Source organism: Tomitella fengzijianii (assembly GCF_007559025.1).
In the GTDB taxonomy this organism is placed as follows: domain Bacteria; phylum Actinomycetota; class Actinomycetes; order Mycobacteriales; family Mycobacteriaceae; genus Tomitella; species Tomitella fengzijianii.
The window spans coordinates 3,825,280-3,844,949 of sequence record NZ_CP041765.1 but is presented as its reverse complement, the minus strand read 5'-3'; the positions used below and the strand labels follow the sequence as shown (position 1 = coordinate 3,844,949).

General features: G+C 68.4%; 19 protein-coding genes. 9 read left to right on the top strand and 10 right to left on the bottom strand.

Annotation, left to right across the window (positions count from 1 at the left end):
• Window positions 1–175 precede the first annotated feature (175 nt).
• The 9 genes from FO059_RS17480 to FO059_RS17440 form a co-directional block, all read right to left on the bottom strand.
• Window positions 176–808, bottom strand: a complete 633-nt coding sequence (locus FO059_RS17480; RefSeq protein ID WP_143910209.1) for a TetR family transcriptional regulator — start codon at window positions 806–808, stop codon at window positions 176–178.
• A gap of 71 nt (window positions 809–879) precedes the next feature.
• A complete protein-coding gene (locus FO059_RS17475) occupies window positions 880–1,788 on the bottom strand; it encodes an IclR family transcriptional regulator (RefSeq protein ID WP_143910208.1) in 909 nt (302 codons plus the stop codon).
• 58 nt (window positions 1,789–1,846) lie between these two features.
• A complete protein-coding gene (locus FO059_RS17470; RefSeq protein WP_233266972.1) occupies window positions 1,847–2,917 on the bottom strand; it encodes a ferredoxin--NADP reductase in 1,071 nt (356 codons plus the stop codon).
• A gap of 4 nt (window positions 2,918–2,921) precedes the next feature.
• Complete coding sequence (locus FO059_RS17465; RefSeq protein WP_158726629.1) at window positions 2,922–4,844, bottom strand: flavin-containing monooxygenase; 1,923 nt, start codon at window positions 4,842–4,844, stop codon at window positions 2,922–2,924.
• A 53-nt stretch (window positions 4,845–4,897) separates the two neighbouring features.
• Window positions 4,898–6,478: a class I adenylate-forming enzyme family protein gene (locus FO059_RS17460; RefSeq protein WP_143910205.1), complete on the bottom strand. Its 1,581-nt coding sequence runs from the start codon at window positions 6,476–6,478 to the stop codon at window positions 4,898–4,900.
• Between the two features lie 2 nt (window positions 6,479–6,480).
• Window positions 6,481–7,287: an enoyl-CoA hydratase gene (locus FO059_RS17455; RefSeq protein ID WP_143910204.1), complete on the bottom strand. Its 807-nt coding sequence runs from the start codon at window positions 7,285–7,287 to the stop codon at window positions 6,481–6,483.
• Window positions 7,284–8,393: an acyl-CoA dehydrogenase family protein gene (locus FO059_RS17450; RefSeq protein ID WP_143910203.1), complete on the bottom strand. Its 1,110-nt coding sequence runs from the start codon at window positions 8,391–8,393 to the stop codon at window positions 7,284–7,286. Before FO059_RS17450 ends, FO059_RS17455 begins: the two co-directional genes overlap by 4 nt.
• Before the next feature lie 6 nt (window positions 8,394–8,399).
• Entirely contained in the window at window positions 8,400–9,551 is a 1,152-nt protein-coding gene (locus FO059_RS17445; protein WP_143910202.1) for an acyl-CoA dehydrogenase family protein, read from the bottom strand.
• Window positions 9,548–10,603, bottom strand: a complete 1,056-nt coding sequence (locus FO059_RS17440) for a Rieske 2Fe-2S domain-containing protein (RefSeq protein WP_143910201.1) — start codon at window positions 10,601–10,603, stop codon at window positions 9,548–9,550. The genes FO059_RS17445 and FO059_RS17440 overlap by 4 nt, the downstream gene beginning before the upstream one ends.
• 465 nt (window positions 10,604–11,068) lie before the next feature.
• Between FO059_RS17440 and FO059_RS17435 the strand changes: the two genes are divergently transcribed.
• The 6 genes from FO059_RS17435 to FO059_RS17410 all read left to right on the top strand — a co-directional run bounded on the left by FO059_RS17435 (window position 11,069) and on the right by FO059_RS17410 (window position 16,799).
• Entirely contained in the window at window positions 11,069–12,139 is a 1,071-nt protein-coding gene (locus tag FO059_RS17435) for a zinc-binding dehydrogenase (RefSeq protein WP_143910200.1), read from the top strand.
• 55 nt (window positions 12,140–12,194) lie between these two features.
• Window positions 12,195–13,046: an SDR family NAD(P)-dependent oxidoreductase gene (locus FO059_RS17430; RefSeq protein ID WP_143910199.1), complete on the top strand. Its 852-nt coding sequence runs from the start codon at window positions 12,195–12,197 to the stop codon at window positions 13,044–13,046.
• Window positions 13,043–13,993, top strand: a complete 951-nt coding sequence (locus FO059_RS17425) for an alpha/beta hydrolase (protein ID WP_143910198.1) — start codon at window positions 13,043–13,045, stop codon at window positions 13,991–13,993. The genes FO059_RS17430 and FO059_RS17425 overlap by 4 nt, the downstream gene beginning before the upstream one ends.
• Window positions 13,994–14,044: 51 nt before the next feature.
• Window positions 14,045–14,794, top strand: coding sequence for an SDR family NAD(P)-dependent oxidoreductase (locus tag FO059_RS17420; RefSeq protein WP_143910197.1), 750 nt, complete (start codon window positions 14,045–14,047; stop codon window positions 14,792–14,794).
• 188 nt (window positions 14,795–14,982) lie between these two features.
• On the top strand, window positions 14,983–16,002 hold the full coding sequence (locus FO059_RS17415) for a TetR family transcriptional regulator (protein ID WP_158726628.1): 1,020 nt from the start codon (window positions 14,983–14,985) through the stop codon (window positions 16,000–16,002).
• A gap of 236 nt (window positions 16,003–16,238) precedes the next feature.
• Window positions 16,239–16,799: a MarR family winged helix-turn-helix transcriptional regulator gene (locus tag FO059_RS17410; protein WP_158726627.1), complete on the top strand. Its 561-nt coding sequence runs from the start codon at window positions 16,239–16,241 to the stop codon at window positions 16,797–16,799.
• Window positions 16,800–16,817: 18 nt separating this feature from the next.
• On the opposite strand, the gene FO059_RS17405 is transcribed toward FO059_RS17410, so the two are convergent.
• Window positions 16,818–17,771, bottom strand: coding sequence for an aldo/keto reductase (locus FO059_RS17405; protein WP_143910194.1), 954 nt, complete (start codon window positions 17,769–17,771; stop codon window positions 16,818–16,820).
• A 103-nt stretch (window positions 17,772–17,874) separates the two neighbouring features.
• Between FO059_RS17405 and FO059_RS17400 the strand changes: the two genes are divergently transcribed.
• The 3 genes from FO059_RS17400 to FO059_RS17395 all read left to right on the top strand — a co-directional run bounded on the left by FO059_RS17400 (window position 17,875) and on the right by FO059_RS17395 (window position 19,666).
• Window positions 17,875–18,507 carry a TetR/AcrR family transcriptional regulator gene (locus tag FO059_RS17400; protein WP_143910193.1) on the top strand — a complete coding sequence of 211 codons (633 nt, stop codon included), beginning with the start codon at window positions 17,875–17,877 and terminating at the stop codon, window positions 18,505–18,507.
• A 79-nt stretch (window positions 18,508–18,586) separates the two neighbouring features.
• On the top strand, window positions 18,587–18,721 hold the full coding sequence (locus tag FO059_RS18935) for a hypothetical protein (RefSeq protein ID WP_268892887.1): 135 nt from the start codon (window positions 18,587–18,589) through the stop codon (window positions 18,719–18,721).
• Between the two features lie 60 nt (window positions 18,722–18,781).
• A complete protein-coding gene (locus tag FO059_RS17395; RefSeq protein WP_143910192.1) occupies window positions 18,782–19,666 on the top strand; it encodes an SMP-30/gluconolactonase/LRE family protein in 885 nt (294 codons plus the stop codon).
• The last annotated feature ends 4 nt before the right edge of the window (window positions 19,667–19,670 follow it).

The following is a 19,670-nucleotide window of genomic DNA, read 5'->3' as shown; positions in this document are numbered from 1 at the left end:
GTCCTCACACGGCGCTATCGCCTCAAGCTATAATGTATTCTAGTGAACATGCGCGGTCAATGGCCGTTCCGGGTCGGCTCTACCCTCCTGGTGGCGCGACTGCGTGACCACAGTAGGCAACGCCGCCGCCGCCAACAATTCTGATGGATAGACTGAATTTCAGTGCGTGGTGCGGTCAGAATCCCTCGGACGAACCGGCAGGGAGATCCGACAACAGCATCCTGCAGGCGACGCGGATATCGGACTCCGCGTCCGGAACGGAAAGCCGTCCGTTCAGGCAGGCTTGGACCAGGCCGAACCACGCGTACATCAGTACCCGCACCGGCACGAACTCGCGTTCGGTCACCCGCTCCACGTCGATGCCGGCAGCGGCGAGGATCGTGTCCCGGAAGTGCCGGTCGACCGTCGAGACGTCGGGGATCGTCGCCGCGCGCGCGGCGCTCACCGCCAGGATCATGGAATTGCCGAGCGTCGGACGACGGAGCAGTGCGCGCGTGGCCTGGAGGAGGACCTCGCAGATCCGATCCTGGGGGGATGCCGACGGGCCCGCGCTGCGCACCGCCGACGCGTTCAACCGATCGATCTGGTCGATCATCACCCGCACGAACAGGTGCGTCTTAGACGGAAAATAGCGATAGAGCGTGGCAATCGCCACGCCCGCCTCTCTGGCGACTTCATTCATCTGCACACGCTCGAGTTCCTTCTCGGAACCCAACTTCGCTGCCGCGCTCAGAATGCGCCGGTACCGCAGCCGTTGATCGGCCGAGGCGGGTTCCGCAGCCTCTCTGGCCTCGCCTACCCTCGGCACCGCCGCTCCCCGCTTCCCGCGATCCGCAGACTCATCGCCTCATACCCGGACCATCCCACAGTACCCAGTAGTCAGACCCATGCATCGCGGTCACGGGACACTTCGTCGGCGATGCGACGTGTGCTATCGACGAGAAGCGGCATCGGCCACTTCGGCACACCCCGCCGAGCCGCAGGTACGGCCGACGAGGCCTGCAGCGAGACCGCGGCCGTCACCCCGAACCGGTCGGGTATGGCGCGCGCTGCTCCCGCACACCGTGACGAGTCCGTCGTCCGTTCGATCGATACGCCATACCGGTGGCGTATCCGGCTCAACTCCCCGTGCAGACGCTGCCTCGTCCACACCGTGCCGCCGACCCTGCTCGGGAGGTGTCCCTGCACGACGGCATCGACGATCTCCGGCTCCATCGTCGACAGGATCGCGCGCCCGGATATCCCCTTGAACGCCATCCGGCGATCACCGATCCGCGCGACGCTGTCGCGACGTGATCGGGCCCCGACCACGTCCAGCACGATCGTGTCCGCCCCCTCGATCACGCTCAAGGTGACGACGAGGCCGGTGCGCTCATGCAGTTCCATCAGATGCGGGCTCGCGGCGCTGCGGATTCCGAGGTGGTTCCGCGTCTGGCCGGCGAACAGCAGGGGCCTCCCGCCGAGTCGGTAATTCGGCGGGTCGTATGTCAGCCATTCCAGACTCACCAATGAATCCAGGATCCGATGCGTGGTCGAACGCGGCAGACCGGTGCGCTCGACGATGTCGTTGAGGCAGAGCCGTTCCCACTCGTGCAGGAAGCAGGACAGGATCGCCGTGACCCGATGCAGCATCGACCTGGGGTTCTGCCGCAGTGGGGAGACCGACCAATCCACGCCGGACCCGCTCGCATCCCTGCCGGGACACTGTGCGCCGAACTGGGCGCCGACAGCGCCGCTGTCCATCGGGACACGGTCCACGGGCTCGGCCACCGCAACGCGTTCGATCATGGAGTCCTCTCATCGACGGTTCGATCGGCCCCGCCACGGGCGGTGGCGGTGCCTGCGCTCAGAACTCGACCTCCACCGAGTCCGACACCGGCCGCGCCTGGCAACCGAGGAAGTATCCGTCCTCGACGTCCTGCGGATCGAGAATCTCCGAGTTCTCCATGCGGACCTCGCCGGTGAGGATCGTGCAGGCGCAGGACCCGCATTCGCCGGACCGGCATGAGTGCGGCACATCCACTCCGCGCTCAAGAAGGGCGTCGACCAGCGAGCGGTCCCGCGCCCAGGTGAATTCGTGCACCCTTCCTTCGAGATGCACTACGGCGGCCGCTCCCCCGCCCACTGCGCCCTCCGCGCCGATCGGCTTCCCGGACGCGACATCTCCGACATGGGGGGCGGTTTCGGCGAATGGATTCCCGGACAGCGAACTGAAGGTCTCACGGTGTACCCGGGCCCGCTCGAAACCGGCGGCGGCCAGCCCGCGGGCCACGAGGTCCATGAAGGGTGCCGGACCGCAGACGAACGCGTCCCCATGCGGGAGGGCCTCCGCTGTGCGCCTGACAACCTCGGAATCCGGGTGTCCGCTCCGGTCGTCCAGCCAGTGTTCGACGACGAGCCGGGCCCGATACTGCCGCTGCAGATCCTGCAGCTCCGCATCGAAAATGACGGCATCGGCATCGCGGTTCGCGTAGAACAGGCGCACCCGGCCGGAGCCGCACTTCATCGTTGTCTTGAGGATGGACATCACCGGGGTGATTCCGCTTCCCGCCGCGAGCAGCAGCAGGTCGCCGTCCAGGGACTTCGGCGTGAAGCGGCCGGACGGAGGCAATACGACGACGCCATCCCCGGGCGCGATGTTGTCGCAGAGCCAGTTCGATCCGTATCCGCCGGCCGTGCGTTTGACGGTGACCTTGAGGTGCTCATCGATGCCCGGAGCGCTCGACAGCGAGTACGACCGCGCCACGGAGCCGGTCTGTTCCGATGGGATTCTGAAGGTGAGGAACTGACCGGGGCTGTAGCTGAACGCGTCATGGCCGCCCTCGGGCACCTCCAGGACGATCGACCGGGCATCGGATGTCTCATCGATGACGTCCCGGACCAGCAGTACCGGGTGCGCGTCACCTGGGTCGCCCACCCGGCTATCCACTGCGGGGCGCACCGGTGAACTCGAAATCGTCCGGGTCCACATTGGCGGACATCGAGAACAGATGTTCGCCGGTGAACGGGGCGAGCGACTGGAGACGTCCCCAATCGTTGACGTAGTAGTTCTTCTTGAACGCGGAATCGTCCAACAGGTAGACGAGACGGCGGGCTTCGTCGTCGATCAGGCTGTTGTACTTCTCGAACACCTCCGGGCGTACCGACATCGCGGAATGGCCGCCCTCGAGCATCATCACGAGGGCCTCGCCGATGTAGCGGGTCCAGATCTCGAACCAGCACGGGAGGCCGGTTCCGCTGGCGACGGGCTGGGAGTTGGGCCCGTAGAGCATGAACAAGTTGGGGAAATCGGGGACGGTCATGCCCAGGTAGGCCTTCGCGCCCTCCTCGGCCCAGGCTTCCTCGAGCGTCCTCCCGCCGCGGCCCCGGTACCGGGTCGGCCACAGGTACTTCTGGGCCTGGAACCCCACCGCGGTCACGATCAGGTCCACCTCCCGGTGGCTGCCGTCCGCGAACCGCAGCCCGGTCTCGTCGATCGACTCGATCCCCTCGGTGACCAGCTCGACGTTCTCGCGGGTCAGCGACGCGTACCAGTCGTTGTCGACCACAGGCCGCCGTGTCATGGGCGGGTAGTCCGGGATCAGCCGCCCGATCAGATCCTCGCGCCCGCCCACCTGCTGTGCGATATATCCTTCGAGCACGGCGCGCAGGGCGTCGTTTCGTTCACTGACCTGGCCTCCGGCGCGGATCCATTCATGGTCCACCAGCAACTGCTCGTACAGATCGGTGGAACTCATCCCCGCCACGAACTTGTCCCAGTTCCAGTAGCACGGCATCGCGTCGATCAGCCATCGCAGCTCGTCTTCGATCGGCGCGCCGTATCCGGGACGCGGCATTATCCACTGCGGAGTCCGCTGGCATACCGCGACGGATTCCGCATCGTCGGCCAGGCGCGCAAGGATCTGCACCCCGGTGGACCCGTTGCCGATCACCGCCACACGCCGGCCCTGGTACTCGATCGATTCGTCCCACTCGGTGGTGTGGAGCACGCGGCCGCCGAAGGTCTCGATACCGGGGATGTCGAGTGCCTTGGGGGTCGCGAACAGGCCGCTCGCCGTGACGACGACCTGCGCCGTGTGCTCGACGGTGCGCTTGCCATCGACTTCAATGCTGAGATGCCATTCGTCCGCGTTCTCGTCGTACCAGGCGTCGCGCACATCATGGCCGAACCGGATCTTGTCTTCGATGCCGTGCTCATGCGCCACATGATCCAGGTATCCGCGGACTTCGCTCTGCCGCGCGAAGTGCTCCGTCCAGGCGTACTTCTTCTCGAAGCCGAACTGGTAGATCGCGCTGAGCGTATCGACCCGCGCATCCGGATAACGGTTGATGCTCCACACGCCGCCGACCTCGGCGCGGCGCTCGAAGAGCCGGTACGGCACACCGAGCTGTTCCAGTTGCATGGCCATCGCCAGGCCGGCGAATCCGCCGCCGACGATCGCGACGGAGAATCCTGCCGGCGTCAGGTCGTCCTTCGACCACCGCGCCCGGTGCGGGACCCGGCCGAAGCTGGGGAGAAGTCGCCGCATGTCGAGTTCGAAGGGCGGAATCTCGCGTGCCTCGGCCATCTGGACGAGCTCATCGAGTTCCTTGTCCGGAACCTCTTCCGGGGCAGCCTCTCCCGCGTGCTCCAGCAGGTACTCCACGGCCTTCCGCCGGATCAGGGCGACGCCGTCGTCATCGATCTGAACCGATTCGGACCCTGCGGCCATCACGCGTCTGGCCGGTACGGCACGCACTTCCGGGTCCCTGGTCACCTGGTAGAGCGCGACGCGGAGCGCGTTGGTGTTCGCGTAGGCCACCGCCCGTTCGATGTAATCACGATCCGGTTGTGCTTCCGGCATGTGCAATGCTCCCATCACGTTCTGGTGTTGCGGCGCGGGTCGGGTCGCCGGATTCACCCGGTACTCACAGCTGCGTGGAACCGGCCCGAATCGTCCGTGCCGGCAGGCTGAAGGTGTTGCCGCAGTTCCTGTTTGCGAATCTTCATCGTCGGGGTCCTGGGCATCGAGCGAACCACCTCGACCTGTTCCGGCGCCTTGAACGGCGCGAGACCGGCCTCGAGGCACAGGGTCCGCAGGTCGTCGATCGTCGGTGGTTCACTGTCGGCGATGAGTTCGATGACCGCGCAGATCCGTTCCCCGCGGACCGGGTCCGGCATGCCGATCACTGCGGTGTCCGCGATGGACGGATGGCCCTTGAGCACGTCCTCGATCTCCATCGGGCTGATCGATTCACCCTTCCGGATGATGAGGTCCTTCTCGCGCCCGACCAGCACGACGTGCCCGTCCGGCGTCAGGTATCCCACGTCGCCGGTGGGGAACCAGCCGTCGGCATCGTGGGGCACGTCGATCTCGCCGTCGACGAGGTAGTGGTGGAACAGCATCGATCCGCGCACCAGCACCTTCCCTGCTTCGCCGCGCCCGAGGGGCTCGCCGTCGTCCCCGCGGATCTCGACCTCGCATCCCAGCACCGGCCGGCCTGCCGTCGTCGCGAGCCGTTCGGGATCGTCGTCCGGGCCCCCCTGCGCGATCATCGGGCACTCCGTCATGCCGTATCCGTGCAGGACCTGGATTCCCATGGCGTCGCGGACGTCGTGGTAGACCCATTCAGGCATGGGCGAACCGCCGCCCGAAAGGCTCTTGAGCGTGGGTACGAGGGGCTCGGACCCGTGTGCCAATTGCTGTTCCATGTACAGCAGATAGAAGGGTGTGCCGCCGCCCGACATGGTGACGCCCGCCGCGCGCTGCAGTGCCATCGCCGCCGCCGGCTCGAAGATCTCCATCAGCACGGTGTGCATGCCGACGGCGAGGACCGCGACCATCATGTCGGGGCCGCCGATGTGCGCGTAGGGATAGAAGATCGTCGTCACGTCGCTGCTCACCAGCTTGGTGGCGTCGGCCAGCCCGAGTCCGCCGGCGATCAGCGAGGAGTCCGAATGGCACACACCCTTCGGCTCCGAGGTGGTGCCGGACGTCGTGTAGATCCACCGGATGTCCGACCCGGACCGCGGTGGCGGCGGCAACGCGCCGGGATCGCCTTGCGGCATAGTGCCGCCGAGGACCAGTGCCTCGATCCCGCTCGAATGTGCCAGCTCCCGGGCCAGGGCGCCATGCGCGAATCCGCGGAACTCCTCCACGGTGATGAACCACCGGGCGTCGCATTGCCGGACCATCGCCGCGACCTCGCGGCTGCGGTAGACGGGGATGATCGGGTTCTGCGTCGCACCGATCCTGGCGAGCGCAAAGCTCAGTACCACCGTCTCGATCCGGGTGGGCAGCTGCCAACTCACCGTGTCGCCCTCGCGCACACCGATTTCCAGCAGTCCGGCGGCGACGCGTTCCGCCTCGTGCAGCACTGCCGCGAACGTCTCGCTCCTGCCCTTCTCGTCGACGAGCATCGTCGCATCGGGGGTCAGCGCGGCACGGTGGGCGAGCAGGCCCCAGAAAGTCTCCGGAAGTCCGGTGAAATCAGTCATCGTCACTTCCCGTTCCGCCCTGCGTCGGCGGCGCTCAGCGGGCCCTCCGACAACAGCGGGCGCCCGGTACGGACCATCGCGTTCGCGTGTCCGGACCAGTGGATCTCGAATGCCGCCTGCAGCGCGCTGTGCTGCCCCATGATGTCGAGCGTCTGATTGACGGCGCGCTTGGCCTGGGCGAGCCCCCAGGAGTCCATGCGCGCGATCTGCCGGGCGAGGTCGAGGCTGCGCTCGTCGAGTTCGCCGACGGGGACCACCCGGTTCACCATGCCGAGCCGCAGCGCCTCGTCCGCCGTCACCGAGCCGGCCGTGAACAACATCTCCTTCGCCTTGCGCGCACCCATCTCCCAGGTGTGCGCGTGGTATTCCACTCCGCCGATGCCGAAGCGCACCACCGGGTCGGAGAACCAGGTGTCATCCGCCGCCACGATGAGGTCGCAGGGCCAGATGACGTTGAGCGCGCCCGCCACGCACGCACCCTTCACCGCCGCGATCGACGGCTTCGGAACATCCCGCCAGCGCCGGCTGAACCCCAGATAGTGCTCGGCCTCCCATCGGAAGCCGGACTCGACGGCCCCCAGTCCGGGCTTCGCGAAACCGTCCGCCTCCGACTTCAGATCGTGTCCCGCGGAGAAGTTGTCTCCATTGGCGCGCAGCAGGATCACCTTGACGGCATCGTCCGCCGCCGCATCGCGCCACCGCGCATCGAGCTCCACGAGCAACTGCTGGTCCTGGGCGTTGTGCTTCTCGGGCCGGTCGAGCGTGATCGTCGCTACCGCGTCCTCCACGCTGTACTGCACCGTCGTCATAGTCGTGCTCCGATCAATTGCCGCCGCATTTCGGCGTGAATGACCCCGTCGTGCCGCTCATCGCAGCCGCCCAGGTCGAAGACCCACTTCTTGGCCGCCTTCGTGAACAGGTGGATATCGGTCTCGACCATGAAGCCGATCCCCGCGTGCACCTCGTGGGCCGCATGGACCATCTGTTCGGCGGTACGCCGGGCCTGCTTGCACATCAGGGCGACCGCCAGGCCCGCGTCATCCCCTTCGTCGACGATCCGCGCCGCATCCCGGATGAATGCGGAGGTGAGGTGGGCGTCGACGGCGATGTCGGTGCACAGGTACTGCACTGCCTGGAACCGGCCGATGGGTCCGCCGAACTGCCGGCGCTCCCGGGCGTAGTCCACCGTCCTGTCCAACAGGGCACTTCCCGCCCCGTACACCTGGGCGGCCGTGAGGATCGCCGTGCGCTGCCGCGCTCCGACGAGTGCAGTGCGCGCGTGTGGACCACGAGCCAGCACATCCGCTTCCGCCACAGGCGTTTCCCGGAACTCCACGGCCGACATGCGATATCCGCCGAGGTTCGGCATCGGATCGATCGTCATGCGCGGCCCGCGGTGCACCGCGATCAGTACCTCGACCGGTTCATCGGTGTCCGCGTTCTCCGTCGCCTCCACGAGGAGCACGTCCGCGGCGTCCGCATACGGGACGTCCAGCACCGTGCCGGTGAGCACGCCGTCCCGCAACCGCGGTGCGGGCCGCCGCCACGCCGGGTCGGTGAACGCAGGAAAGACCTGTACCCCACCGGTGGCCGCCCGCGCGGCGAGATCGTCAGCGGCGCGTGATCCGCAGAGGAGCGCGGCATCGCGTGCCGTGGTGAGCGCCGGCAGCGGGCTGCGCACGAGGGCGCGGCCGAGTTCGACGAACACAGCGGCCATGCTCGCGAGGTCCGCGGCCTCGGATCCGGCTGATCGCGGATCCCCGAGTTCGAGCCACCCCAGCTCCGCGAGCTCCCGGATCTCATCGGCGAGGTCCCTGGAGATCTCCCGGTCCGTCAATGGCGACACGCGCTGGAACACAGCGCGTGAAACTTCTGCGAGGACGTCGTAGTCCTCGCCCCAGATCAAATCCATCATTTGCTCCTATCGCGGCAGACCGAGACCGCGGGTGGCCAGCACCATCCGCTTCAATTGGCTGGTGCCCCCGGCGTGGTTCGCGAACGACTGGCGGTACCAGGCCTCGGGTGCGCCGCCCAGCGGCGCGCCGGCCGCGTCCGCGGTGAGCTGGCTGGCGGGCCCCAGGACACGGTCGAAGAACTGCGCGAACCGCGGCTCATACTCCTTCGCGATGACCTGCTGGACACCGCCGCCGTACGCGGTGCGACGGCCCTGCACGTTGTCGCCGACGACCTCGTAGGCGAGAAGGCGCTGCGCCTGCACCATCAAGGCCAGCTCGGCGATGTCCGAGGATGCCGAGGCGCCGTGCTCGGGCGCCCCGTCGCCGTGCTCGAGCAACGCCTGCAAGCGCGCTTCCTGAGACGAGTAGATCGGTTCCACCGTGCCGGAGGAGTAGAAGGCACCCATGATGTAGCTCCAGCCCTTCCCCTCCTCACCGATCAGCGCCTCACCGGGCACGCGCACACCGTCGAGGAAGGTGGTCGACTGGACTCCGCCGCCGAAGTTGCGCATCGGGTGCAGGGTGACGCCGGGGGATCTCAGGTCGACGACGAAGATGCTGATCGCACCGCTGGTCGACGCCTCCTCCGAGGTCCGCGCGGCCACGAACAGCACATCCGACATCGGACCCCAGGACGTGAAGGCTTTCTGTCCGGTGATCACCCAGTCGTCCCCGTCGCGTACAGCGCGCGTCCGCAGGGAGCCCAGATCGGATCCGGCCTCGGGCTCGGTCAGACCCTCCGCCCAGAGGGTCCGCATGGACGAGATCGCCGGCAGCAGGGTGGCCTTCTGTTCCTCACTGCCGCCTGCGAGGATCGTCCCCGCGGCCAGGAAGATCCCCACCGAGTTGACCACCGGGGCATCCGCGGCCGCCAACTCCTCGAGGAGAACCTGGTTCTCGAGCGGGGACCGGCCCGCGCCGCCGTACCGCACCGGCCACGTGAGGCCGATCCACCCTTTCGACGCGAGCTTCCTGCTGAATTCCAGTGCGGTCTCCCACCGGTCCGGAGCGTCGTCGAACTCCACGTTGAACGCGTGGGACGGGGGCAACTCGGCATCCAGGAACGCCCGGATCTCCTTGCGCCATGCCTCCAGCTCCGGGGACAACACGCGCCTCATCGCTCTGCACCGCCGGACGCGGTCGCGACCGATGCATCCGTACCCGCCATCTGGTCTGCGGCCTCGTGACCCTTGTGCCCCTCGGGATAGAACCGCCGCGCCCACTTCCGGACGTCTCGGAAGCCGGCCGCCTCCGCTGTGGCGAGCCCCGGCGGCTCGGTGTAGCGCTGATGCCGCCAGATCGCCAGGTCCGCTCGGACCTGAGAGATCGCGCTTCGCTGCCGGGCGCGGATCGTGTCCTCGTCCTCGCCCTCCTTGCTGACCCATGCCGAGAACCACAGCGTCGAGGTCTCGTCGTCGACCGGTGTCACCGACGTCAGACTGCAGACCCGCCCCGCGGCGGAAGCGAAGGAGTAGCCCAGCCCCACGCCGAGGATCATCGCGTCGACGTCACCCCGCACCTCCTCGATGGACCCGTCCTCCGCCTTGCGTTTGAACTTCATCGACAGCGCGGTGCGGAACTCATGTTCCAGGAAATCCCGACGGACCACCTCGGGCATCTCGTCGGCCCGGTGCACGTACTTGAAGTGGGCGAAGTCCACCCCGTTCTCGATCACGTACTGCGGGTGGATGGTCAGCCCGGTTTCGCAGAAACCGCCACCCGGCCGCACGGCGTGGTACTCGTCGGCCGTTCCGGACCCGGAGAACAGGTCGAACACGCTGGGCACGTCGTGGTCCGGCGCGCGGCCGGCGGCATCATGCCAGACGAACATCACTCCGTCGCGTTCCGCGGACGTCCACGTCCCGATCCGGCGCACACGGTTGATCTTCTCCTGGTAGGGAATGCACGTATTGCGTCCCTCCGGGCTCCAGCGCCACCCGTGGAAGGGGCACTGGATGTCGTCTCCGCAGACCGTGCCGCCGTATCCCAGATTCGCACCGAGGTGTTCGCAGTAGGCATCGAGCACCGCAAGCCGGCCCGATTCCGTCCGGTAGGCGACCAGTTCCTTCCCGAAGAAGCGGAGCGGGACCACTTCCCCGGCAGGGATTTCATCGGACCAGCCGATCTGGAACCAGCCCGTGGGCTTCATCGACAACGACATCGACGTCATGGACATCTCCTAGTTTTCCGGGCGCTAGCGGCTGCTCGTGCGCCGCGCATGTCGCCGGCCACCCGACGTGGCCGGGGTCGCAAGGGACGCGACCGAGGCTCGGCGTGGAAGGCGTGATAGCGATCACGGTAGCCAATGGCTACACGTACGTCAACCTTTAAGCGGGTTGACATCCATGCAGAACGAGCCGTCGCGGCGTGGCTTACGTTGACGGGCTGGCGTGAGGAAAGTTGGCGTACTCCGGAGGCTGACGTGCGTAATCGATGGATGATCGACAGCTTCTGGCGTCGCGAGGGGGAGGGTCAGGTGCGAATTCGATGAAACTCATTGACGAAGATGTAGCCACTGGCTACGGTGAGGTGGGCGCTTCCGGACGCAATGCGTCAACCATCCGTCCGCAGGTTCGGCGAACGCGGCCCGGGAACACCTGCCGTCATTCCTACGCACGTGAAGCGAGGTCACCAGGTGAGATCGATACTGTTCGACGGGCACGAGAACACGATCGTCGACGACATGGAGCTTCGCCGACCCGCCGACGGCGAGGTCGTGGTGCGGATGCTCGCCAGCGGACTGTGCCAGAGCGACTTGAGCGTAATGAGCGGCACGATCCCTTACCCCGTTCCCGTCGTGCTCGGGCATGAAGGCGCCGGCGTCGTCGAAGACGTAGGGCCGGGCGTGGTGTCGCCGCGGATCGGTGACCGGGTGGTCACCTCCACTCTCGCGAACTGCGGACGCTGCCCCTCCTGCGTGACGGGACGACCCACCATGTGCCGTGAATCCTTCGGCGCCCGGGACGCCCCCTTCCGGCGGCGCGGTGTAGAGGTGTACAGCTTCGCGTCGCTGTCCACATTCAGCGAGCGCATCGTGGTCCGCGCGGCGCAGACCACCGTGCTGCCCCAAGACATTCCGGCGACCTCCGCGTGCCTCATCGGGTGCGCCGTCCTCACCGGCGCGGGCGCCGTGTTCCACCGGGCCCGCGTCGGCCCCGGCGATCGCGTGGTGGTCATCGGAGCAGGCGGGGTCGGACTGAACGTCATCCAGGCGGCACGGATCTGCGGCGCCGCCACGATCATCGCGGTCGACACCAACAAGGACAAGCGCGCGCAGGCCGAACGCTTCGGCGCCACCGGCTTCGTCGACCCGCGCGATGACGATGCGGTCGAGGCGGTCAAAGATCTCACGCAGGGCGGGGCGCACCACGCGTTCGACTGCGTGGGGTCACCCGACACGGTGCGTCGGTCGCTGGAAATGCTGGACTGGGGCGGACAGGCCATCATCCTGGGCGTTCCCAGCGCGGGGACCGAGTTCGCGTTCCCCGCGGACCTGCTGTACCTCGACCGCGCGATCCTGGGATGCCGCTACGGCAGCTCCCGGCCGGGCGCGGACATCGTCCGCTATGCGGAGATGTACCGGCAGGGAACGCTGCTTCTCGACGAGCTCGTCACCCGCACCTACCCGTTCGACGACTTCCATCGCATGGTCGACGATGCCCGCGCCGGCCTCCTGGACCGCGGAGTTCTGACGTTCGCATCCTGACAGCCGCGCGCCCCGTACGCCCCCCTGCACATCCCTCGCAACGACCGGAGCCCCCATGACCGCAGACCTGAACCAATCGACCTCGCCCGTGGAGCGCTGGGCCCTGGAAGCCGACGAAATCCGCAGCATCACCGAGCGCTTCCGGCTGGTAGGGCGGCGCTTCGTCGTCCTCGGCGGCGGACGCGGCATGGGCCGGCACGCCGCGCACGCGCTTGCCGAGCTGGGTGCCGACGTCGTGATCGTCGACTCCGATCTGGACCGCGCCGAGGAGGTGGCCGCCGCGATCCCGGGCGCCGTCGCACGCGCCGTCGATGCGACCTCCGATGCCGGGATCGCCGCCCTGGCGGAGGAGGCCGGCCGGATCGACGGCGTCGTCGACGTCATCGGGATCGCCCGTTACGCATCGCTGCTCGAGGTGTCGGAGCAGGACTGGAATTGGGAGCACGACATCGTCCTGCGGCACGCGTGGCTGGCGCTGCGCCACTTCGGCCGCAGGCTCGCGGCCCAGGGCTCCGGGTCGTTCACCTTCGTTGCGTCCGTGTCGGGCATCAGCAGTTCCCCCGGGCATGGCGCGTACGGCGCGTTCAAGGCCGGCCTGGTATCGCTGGTGCGCACTGCGGCCGTCGAACTAGGCCCGCAGGGTGTGCGTGTCAACGCGGTGGCCCCCGGCTTCGTCCTCACCCCGCGCATGGTCGGGGCCCTCGACGAGCAGCAGGTGGCGCGTGGCCGCGCGGCGGGGCCGCTGCCCGTCTTGACCACCCCGTCCGATATCGCGGCCGGGATCACCTTCCTGGCAAGCGATCTCGCCTCATCCGTCACCGGCCAGACGCTGGTCATCGATGCCGGCGCCACGGTGAGCTATCCGTACGCGATGGACGGCATCGACAGCAGTACGGACAACGCATGAGCACCGACACGGCCCTCGCACCCGACCACAACCACCACGCGGGAGATCCGGCCGCGATACTGGAGACGCTTCCCCCCGAGAGGAGGGGGGAAGCGGCAGCACCTGACCTCATCGCCAAGAGGGAGGGATTCACCGACTCGGGCGGCGACGCGTCCGTGCCCTATTCCGACGACACGTTCGGGTCGGTGCCATGCCGCACGCTCACTGCGGGCGACGACGTCATCGTCCTCTACCTGCACGGCGGCGGGTACCGGCTCGGCAACGTGGCAGGCTATACGCCCTACGCCTCGCGGCTTGCACGCTCCGCGAACGCGACGCTGGTATTGGCCGAATACCGGCTTGCTCCCGAGTCTCCGTTCCCGGCGGCGGTCCGCGATGCCGTAGAGGTCTTCCTGGCCCTACGTGAACGCCATCCGCGGGCGCCGATGGTCGTGGCCGGCGATTCGGCGGGCGGAGGTCTTTCGGCGGCACTGTCGGTGGCGATGTCCGGCGTCGGCGCCGCCGGACCCGACGGGCTCGCGCTGCTCTCGCCCTGGCTTGATCTCCGCTGCGATTCGCCGACCTACGACTCCGCCACCGACCCGCTGTTCGACCGCGCGACAGCGCAAGCGGCCGGCTCGGCCTACCTGCAAGGGCACCGCAGCGATGATCCCCTGGTCTCGCCGCTGCGCGCCGACCCCTCGGGGTTCCCGCACACCCTCATTCAGGTGGGCACCAACGAGACGCTGCTCGGCGACGCGCTCGCCTTCAGCCATCGCCTCGCGTCCGAAGGGATCCCCTGCACGCTGCAGACCTACGCAGGCCGTGGGCATACCTGGCCCCTCATCGAGCCGGACATCCCCGACTCGGCCATCGCCGTGGACGAGTTCGGTCGATTCACCCGCCGGATCGCGGAGACCGTACCCCGACTCGCCATCGATCGACAGGATCCCGGAGGCGACAGGTGATCAATCGCAGCGGGCGTCCCCACGGAACCGGCGTTAGGAGAGTCGCATAAAATGGCCGCACGACTCGAAGGCAAGATCGCCCTGGTCACGGGCGGCGGGCAGGGCATAGGCAGAGGCACTTGTCTGGCGTTGGCGCGGGAGGGTGCGAAGGTCGTCGTCGCGGGGCGGACCGAAGGCAAGTGCGTCGCCGTCGCCGAGGAGATCGCCGCGTTCGGCGGGATCGCAGAGCCTATCCGGTGCGATGTCACCTCCCCCGATGACCTCAGCGCCGCGATCGACCGCACGGTCCAGGTGTTCGGTGGGCTCACCACGCTGGTCAACAACGCCCAGACGGTACGCAATGGGCCCCTCGCAGAGGCCACCGACGACGACCTCCGTGTCGTCTGGGAGAGCGGGCCGCTGGCGACCATGCACGCGATGCAGTCGGCGTTCCCGCACCTGCGCGACGCCGGCGATGCCGCGATCGTGAACTTCGGCTCCTCGACCGCGGTGCGCGGGACCGCGGGGTTCGGCGTATACGCCATGGCCAAGGAGGCGATTCGCGGGTTGTCGCGGGTGGCCGCCGCAGAGTGGGGCAGGCACGGCATCCGGGTGAACGTCGTAGTACCCAACGCGTTGTCGCCCACGGCCGCCGCGTTCGACGCCGCCGAACCCGATCGACTCGCCCTCCGGCAAGCGCGCATCCCGCTCGGCCGCGTCGGCGACGCCGAACTGGACATCGGGCGGGCCGTCGTCGGGCTGGCGGGCGCCGACTTCACCTACATGTCCGGCCAGACGCTCATGCTGACGGGCGGCGAATGAGCCGATCTGCCGGCCGCCCACTTCGGCGCCGTCGGCCGGGTGTCGACGGTGCCGAAGTGCGAATTGCAGGATGTAGCATGTGGCAGTGACTTTGTGCGGGGTGGCCGAGGACCGTTCCGGGTGATGACCGGAGCAGAGCAGAGTACCTGTACGCCGCTGCGGCGCCGGGTATGCGGGTGCCGAGGACGATGAGTAAGCCAGTCACGGGAGCCGACGGCGGCGCGGAGTGGACCACCCCCGAGGTCGCGGAGTTCATGGGGATCAGCCGCCAGGCGATCAATCGGCGCGTGCACAGCCGTAAGCTGATCGGGTACCTGGAACGCGGCGTGACGCGTTTTCCCCGGTGGCAGTTCGACATGGCGAACAGGTCCGTGCACCCCGAGGTGGAGGAACTGCTCGCGGCGCTCGACGCCGACATTCCGCTCGCCGACACGGCCCGGTGGGCGACGCTCAGGGTCGCCGGCATGGACGCGACCCCCGCCGAGTTGCTCCTCATCCCCGCGTGCAAGGACACCGCGCTCGACCTGGCGCGGCGGTATCGGCCGGGTGATGACGGCGATGGGGCCGGCGCGGCGTCCGCAGTGCAGAGCTCGGAGGGGGTCTACAACTGGCTGCCCACGACGGTCCGGGACGGGGCCGTGGACCCGCGCAACGCAATCCTCAGGGCGGCGGCCGAGCTGTTCGCACGGCGCGGGCCGGCCAAGGTTTCGCTGCGGGAGGTAGCCGCGGCGGCCGATGTGCCGTACAGCCTGATCTACCGCTTCTACCGCACCAAAGAGAACTTGCTGGTCAGCGTGATGACGCTGTTCGTCAACTACGGCGGCGAGCGCATCACCGGCATGGAGGGGCCGTACGAGGCGCTCGATCTGTCGTTCGCCGCCGATTCGGGCCAGTTCGGCCGCATGCTCACCTGGGCCATCTTCGACGGCGCGAAGCCCGAGCGACTGTTCGGCGACGGCATCGAGGCGTTCGGATACCGGAAGCACATCGAAGACCTGTGGGACGATCCGCGTCCGCCGGGCGTGCGCCACGACTTCGATCCCCGGCTCCTGGCGTCGTTGATCGCTCTGGTGTCTCTCGGCTGGGACTTTTACGGCCCCTATCTGACTACGCTCGCCGGGCTCGGCGACCGCGACGACGATGATCTGCGTGACGAGGTCATCGACCTGCTGAAGGTGCTCATGTACGCCGCGCGGCCACGCGACTGATCACCGGGCGCACCGTCGCATGACGGTCTGCTCGCGGCGCGGAGGGCCGTCCGCCCGGTGCCGATCGATCAGCTCGCTCCCCCCACCACCCCGACATCGACGACCCGCGCGCCGGGGCGGTTGCCGCTGGAAGGGTTGCGTGCGCAATTCTTGTATCGATCAATCATGATGTAGGATTGTGACCCGATCCGGCGCCGACGCACGACGCGGACACGACGGCAGAGGGAGAGATGAGAGTGCCCGCTCGAGAAAGTCGCACAATCCACGGGGATCGGGACGCCGACTCGGCAGCCGAATGGACGGAAGCGGAGTCCCGGGCCGCGTTCGATCAACTCGGCGACCGGCTCATCGATGCGACCCGGCGCTTCCTCCGCTCGAGCCGCCGCGAGCGCATTCAGACCAAGCTTTACACCGTCGGGGGTCGCGAGCTCAGCCTTGCCCAGGTGGACGCGCTGGAGGTGGTCGCATACGAGGGTGAGGTGCGTATGCACCAGCTGGCGGCCCAGCTTCGACTCGACCCCTCGACCGTCACCCGTGCCACCAACCCGCTGGTCGAGGCGGGGCTGGTGGAGCGGTTCACCGATCCGGCCAACCGGCGTTATGTGGTGGTCCGGTGCACCGCCGAGGGCCGCGACGCCGCGACGTACGTGGCCGACGAACGCCGCATGGTCATGCGGGAGGCACTCGCGCCGATGGAACCCGGCCGTCGGCTGATGCTCGCCGACCTGCTCGAGGAGTACATCTCTCTTTTCGAACAGACCCAGGCGGCGAAGGACGATGCGGCGCAGCAAGGCTGAGCGCCCACAGCGGGCCCTCTACAGCCAGGGTGACGGCGTGCCGCGCCCGCCACGGCCCCCGTCCGGTGCGATGGCGGCCACGCGGGCCAGCTCGTCGGGGGTGAGGGCGACGTCGGCGGCCGCGATGTTGGCGGCGACACGGTCTGTGTTGCGGGAACCGGGGATGGGGACGACGTAGTCGCGCGCCGCGAGCGCCCACGCGAGCGCCAGCTGCGGGAGGGTGACCCCCTTGGCGTCGGCGATCGCGGCGAATTGCGCGACGAGGAGTGCGTTGGCGTCGAAATTGTCCGCGGCCCACCAAGGCATGCGGCGACGGAAGTCTGCTGGCCCGTACTCTCCGGCGGGTTTCGCTGTCCCGGTGAGGAATCCGCGCGCCAGCGGCGAGTACGCGACGAATCCGATGCCGAGCTCCTCGAGCAGCGGGAACAGCGGTGCGGCGTCCGGCGCGAAGATGGAGTACTCGGTCTGGAGCACGGAGATCGGGTGCACCGCATGGGCTTTGCGAATGGTCTCGGGTGGTGCCTCCGAGAGGCCGAGATACCTCACCGTGCCGGCCTCGACGAACTCCGCCATGGTGCCGACGACGTCCTCGATGGGCACGGCCGGATCCACCCGGTGCTGGTAGAGCACGTCGACGCAGTCCACGTCGAGGTTGCGCAGGCTCGCCTCGACCACCGCGCGGATGTGCTCGGGCCGCGAGTCGGTGCCGAACTCCCGCGTCAGCCCGAACTTGGTGGCGATCATGACCTCCTCGCGGAACGGGGCCACCGCACGGCCCAGCAGCTTCTCCCCTCCGCCCCAGCCGTACATCTCGGCGGTGTCGAACAAGGTCACGCCCAGGTCGTGCGCGTGGCGGATCGCGGCGATCGACTCGGCGTCATCTGTGGGTCCGTACCCCACGGCGGTTCCCATCGATCCGTAACCCACCGCAGAGACGGCGAGCCCTTGCGTCCCCAACGTCCGCTGCTGCATGGTGCGACCCCTTTCGCGTGCCAAACCGAACAGTATGGTGTGACGCTATGCCGTGACCGGGCGCCGCGTCAAACCGATCGGTTCGGCTTGCTAGGCTGGTCGGATGCCGGACCCGTCGACTGCCGATCCCATCGAATCCGCAGACTCGACTCGTGACCGCATCATCGCGGCGGCGACGGCCGAGTTCGCGCGGCACGGGATCGCAGGCGCGCGGATCGACCGGATCGCACGGTCCGCCCGCACCAGCAAGGAGCGCGTGTACGCGTACTTCCGCGGCAAGGACGAGCTCTACCGGTTCGTCGCCCGCCGCCAACTCGACGCGGTGGCCGAGGCGACGCAGCTGGACCCTGCCGATCTGCCGGGATATGCGGGGCGGGTGCACGACTACTTCGTGGCGAACCCCGACAATCGTCGGTTGATGCAGTGGGGAGCGCTCGAGGGTCCGGCCGGGGACGACGCCGTCGCGGAGACGGCCCGGCGCAAGACGGCGATACTGCGCCGTGCGCAGGAGGACGGGCTGCTCGACCCGTCGTGGGATCCGCTCGACATCCTCGTGTTCGTCAACCAGCTGGCGACGGCCTGGTCCGACGGCCCGCGCTCGTTGTCGCTCGACGGCCGTGCGCGGGAGGAGTTCTTTGCGGACCGGCGCGCGGCCATCGTCGCCGCGGTGGAGCGGCTCTTCCCTGCCGGGGGCGGGGAGCGGATCGGCTGTGGAGCGAACCGCCCAGCTCTGTAGCGCGTGGCAATTACCGGCAGGATGGCGTTGGACAACCGCTTGGCCGGCCGTTGGTGACGGTGCGCCCCAGCTGCCGTCGGTGAAGTTCGTGGAGACCATCCGGATCGACAACCGTGACGGGCACCCCGGAGCGGATGCTCACGAGCGCAAGGCCATCGTGCCGGCGCCCGACCGGCCGACGGTGTTGGCCTTCCGGGAGCGACTTCTGGCATGAGTGCGAGCACGGTGGGAAGTACCGGTGACACGGCCGCACGCGCGGCCGCAGAATGTGACCATGAGTGACGATGACGTGGTGCAGCCCGTGGAACAACCGGATTTCGAGGTGATCGCGGAGGGCCTGCGCTTTCCGGAGGCTCCGCGCTGGCACGACGGTGCACTGTGGTTCTCCGACGTGTACGCCGGGCGCGTGCTGCGCGTGGATCCGGCCTCCGGCGCGGCGCCGGAGGCGATGGCGGAACTCGACACCGCGCCGTGCGGACTGGGCTTCCTGCCCGACGGGAGTCTGCTGATCTTGTCGGGCACCGACCGCGTCGTCTACCGGCGCGAACCCGACGGACGCCTCGCGGTGCACGCGGACCTCTCGGAGCTCGCCGCGTGGCAGCTCAACGACATGTGCGTCGACGCGGCCGGCCGCGCGTTCGTGGGCGACTACGGTGACGACTCGGCCCCGCCCGAGCCGCCCCGCCCGGCGGACCTGATCCGCGTGGACCCCGACGGAACGGCGGCGGCCGCGGCCGGCGGCATGATGTTCGCCAACGGGATGGTCACCACCGGCGACGGGGCCACGCTGATCGTCGCGGAGACGCGTGCCGTGCCGGGCCGGCTGACGGCTTTCTCGATCGGTGCCGACGGCGTGTTGACCGGTCGGCGCACACTGTGCGAGTTCGACGGCGACGTGATGCCGGACGGGATCGCGATCGACGGCGCGGACAACGTGTGGGTGGCGTCCCCGTTCACGCAGGAGATCTTGCGAGTCGACGCCGGCGGCACCGTGGACCGGCGTCTCGCCGTCCCCCACCCGTACGCGGTGGCACTGCGCAGACCGGACGACGGCGCCGCAGGGGCCGGCGAGCTGTTCGTGTGTTCCTCACCGGATTGGCGTCCGGACGTCACTGCGACGCAGCGTGCGGGACGGGTCCTGCGCATCACCCTGGGTTGAGGCA

Coding starts and splice junctions, on each gene's coding strand:
- FO059_RS17475 (WP_143910208.1), bottom strand. CDS start 1,788: ATGATCGAACGCGTTGCGGTGGCCGAGCCCGTGGACCGTGTCCCGATG.
- FO059_RS17465 (WP_158726629.1), bottom strand. CDS start 4,844: ATGCCGGAAGCACAACCGGATCGTGATTACATCGAACGGGCGGTGGCC.
- FO059_RS17460 (WP_143910205.1), bottom strand. CDS start 6,478: ATGACTGATTTCACCGGACTTCCGGAGACTTTCTGGGGCCTGCTCGCC.
- FO059_RS17455 (WP_143910204.1), bottom strand. CDS start 7,287: ATGACGACGGTGCAGTACAGCGTGGAGGACGCGGTAGCGACGATCACG.
- FO059_RS17450 (WP_143910203.1), bottom strand. CDS start 8,393: ATGATGGATTTGATCTGGGGCGAGGACTACGACGTCCTCGCAGAAGTT.
- FO059_RS17445 (WP_143910202.1), bottom strand. CDS start 9,551: ATGAGGCGCGTGTTGTCCCCGGAGCTGGAGGCATGGCGCAAGGAGATC.
- FO059_RS17440 (WP_143910201.1), bottom strand. CDS start 10,603: ATGACGTCGATGTCGTTGTCGATGAAGCCCACGGGCTGGTTCCAGATC.
- FO059_RS17430 (WP_143910199.1), top strand. CDS start 12,195: ATGACCGCAGACCTGAACCAATCGACCTCGCCCGTGGAGCGCTGGGCC.
- FO059_RS17425 (WP_143910198.1), top strand. CDS start 13,043: ATGAGCACCGACACGGCCCTCGCACCCGACCACAACCACCACGCGGGA.
- FO059_RS17420 (WP_143910197.1), top strand. CDS start 14,045: ATGGCCGCACGACTCGAAGGCAAGATCGCCCTGGTCACGGGCGGCGGG.
- FO059_RS17415 (WP_158726628.1), top strand. CDS start 14,983: ATGAGTAAGCCAGTCACGGGAGCCGACGGCGGCGCGGAGTGGACCACC.
- FO059_RS17405 (WP_143910194.1), bottom strand. CDS start 17,771: ATGCAGCAGCGGACGTTGGGGACGCAAGGGCTCGCCGTCTCTGCGGTG.
- FO059_RS17400 (WP_143910193.1), top strand. CDS start 17,875: ATGCCGGACCCGTCGACTGCCGATCCCATCGAATCCGCAGACTCGACT.
- FO059_RS17395 (WP_143910192.1), top strand. CDS start 18,782: ATGAGTGACGATGACGTGGTGCAGCCCGTGGAACAACCGGATTTCGAG.